The organism is Micromonospora sp. NPDC049799 (genome assembly GCF_040656655.1).
Classification (GTDB): Bacteria; Actinomycetota; Actinomycetes; order Mycobacteriales; family Micromonosporaceae; genus Micromonospora.
The window spans coordinates 1-2158 of the sequence record NZ_JBFAMU010000691.1; the positions used below are offsets into that span (position 1 = coordinate 1).

Consider the following 2158-nt stretch of genomic DNA (forward strand, 5'->3'; position numbering starts at 1 on the left):
ACCCCGGCGGGTCGGCCGACGGGCGGATCGACACCGCGACCGACGCCGGCACGGCCGGCGCCCTGCGCTTCCCGCCGGACTTCGGCTGGGGCGCGGCCACCTCCGCGTACCAGATCGAGGGCGCGGCCAAGGAGGACGGCCGCGGCGAGTCGGTGTGGGACACCTTCAGCCGTACGCCGGGACGCACCCGCAACGGCGACACCGGCGACGTGGCCGCCGACCACTACCACCGGTACGCCGAGGACCTCGACCTGATGCGCGACCTGGGTCTGCGCAGCTACCGGTTCTCCGTCTCCTGGCCCCGCATCCAGGCCGACGGCACCGGGCCGGCCAACCAGCGCGGGCTGGACTTCTACCGGCGGCTGGTGGACGGCCTGCACGAGCGCGACATCGCGCCGATGGTGACGCTGTTCCACTGGGACCTGCCGCAGGCCCTCCAGGACGCCGGAGGCTGGGAGTCGCGGGACGTGGCCCACCGGTTCGCCGACTACGCCGACCTGGTCTTCGGCGCCCTCGGTGACCAGGTCCCGGTGTGGCTGACCGTCAACGAGCCGAAGACCGTGGTGCAGAACGGCTACCTCACCGGCCACCACGCCCCCGGCCGGCAGGACCCGGACGCCGCGTACCTGGTGGCGCACCACCTCCAGCTGGCCCACGGTCTCGCGGTCCAGGCGCTGCGCGCCGGCGGCGGCAGCGGCCGGATCGGTCCGGCGTTCAACCTGCACCCGTGCTACCCCGCCGACTCCTCCCCCGAGGCGGCAGAGGCCACCCGCCTCTACGACGGCTACGAGAACCGTCTCTACCTCGACCCGGTGTTCACCGGCCGCTACCCCGAGGACGTGCTGGCCGACCTCGGCCCGGACAGCCGGATGGTCCGGGGCGTCCGCGACGGCGACCTGGAGATCATCGCCAGCCCGATCGACCTGCTCGCCGTGCAGTACTACACGCCGATCTACGTCACCGCCGATGGCGGGACGGCGCGGCGCTGGCCGACCTCGCAGGCCGACTGGCAGCAGATCCACCCCGACGGGATGTACGACATCCTCACCCGCGTCACCCGGGAGTACGGGCCGGTCCCGCTGACCGTGACCGAGAACGGGCTGCCCACCCCGGACACCCTCGGCGCCGACGGCACCGTCGACGACGCCGGTCGGATCGCCTTCCTCCGCGACCACCTGACCGCCGCGCACCGGGCCGTGAACGCCGGCGTGCCGCTGGAGAGCTTCCACGTCTGGTCGCTGCTGGACAACTTCGAGTGGAACGAGGGGTACGACCAGCGCTGGGGCCTGGTGTACGTGGACTACCCCACCCAGCGCCGAATCCCGAAGAGCAGCGCACACTGGTATCGGCGGGTCATCGCCGACAACGGCTTCTGACCAGCCGGTCGTTCTCCCCACCCGACGCCGGTCGGCGGGCGTCGGGTGGGGCCGGGACGTCCCGGCCCCACCCGGTCGCTCAGCGGGGCAGGGCCTGCTGGAGTTCCGCGCGCAGCGCCGGGGTCAACATCTCGCCCGCCTGCTTGGCCAGCCGCGCCATCTCGTACCCGACGACGCCGATGTCGGCGTCCGCGCCGGCCAGGGTGGCCAGGATCGACCCGTCCCGCACCTGCATCACGAGGAAGTAGCCACGGCCCATCTCGACCACGGTCTGCTTGACCACGTCGCCGTCGAACATCTGGGCCGCGCCCGCCGTGATGCTCATCAGGCCGGAGGTCACCGCCGCGAGCTTGTCGGCGTTGTCGCGGGGCAGGTGGTCGGAGAGCGCGACCAGCAGGCCGTCGGACGAGACCACGACCGCGTGCGCCACCCCCGGCACGCGCTGCGCGAACGCGCTGACCAGCCAGCTCAGGTCCCGGGCCTCCTGGCTCAAGGTCGTCATGGTGCTCCCCCTTCGGTGCTTCCGCCGGCCGGCGGCACAGGTATCTCGGTGGTGTCCTCGGCCTCGGCCCGCCGGACGCCGCTGTAGAGGCGGGACAGCATGCCGCCGACCGCCTCCGGGTCCGGATCGTGCCGGCGCTCCGGCTGATCGGGCCGTGCCGACTGCGTGACGGCGCTCAGCTGCGCCATCGGCACCCGTACGGGCAGGCCACGGTCGTTGGTCCCGCCGGTGACCGGGGCGGTGGGCGGGGCGGGACGCTCGGTGCCGACGACCGGTGCCG

3 protein-coding genes are annotated in these 2158 nt (G+C 73.4%); 1 reads left to right on the forward strand and 2 read right to left on the reverse strand.

Features of this window, described 5'->3' with window-relative positions:
- Nucleotides 1–26 precede the first annotated feature (26 nt).
- Entirely contained in the window at nt 27–1376 is a 1350-nt protein-coding gene (locus AB0I76_RS28335; RefSeq protein WP_357041727.1) for a GH1 family beta-glucosidase, read from the forward strand.
- Nucleotides 1377–1455: 79 nt separating this feature from the next.
- Here AB0I76_RS28335 and AB0I76_RS28340 read toward each other — a convergent pair whose 3' ends face one another.
- Together AB0I76_RS28340 and AB0I76_RS28345 are read right to left on the reverse strand one after the other, a co-directional pair.
- On the reverse strand, nt 1456–1869 hold the full coding sequence (locus tag AB0I76_RS28340; protein WP_357041730.1) for a roadblock/LC7 domain-containing protein: 414 nt from the start codon (nt 1867–1869) through the stop codon (nt 1456–1458).
- Nucleotides 1870–1874: 5 nt separating this feature from the next.
- Nucleotides 1875–2158, reverse strand: a 284-nt coding sequence (locus AB0I76_RS28345) for a hypothetical protein (RefSeq protein ID WP_357041724.1), incomplete at its 5' end; no start/stop codon positions are given.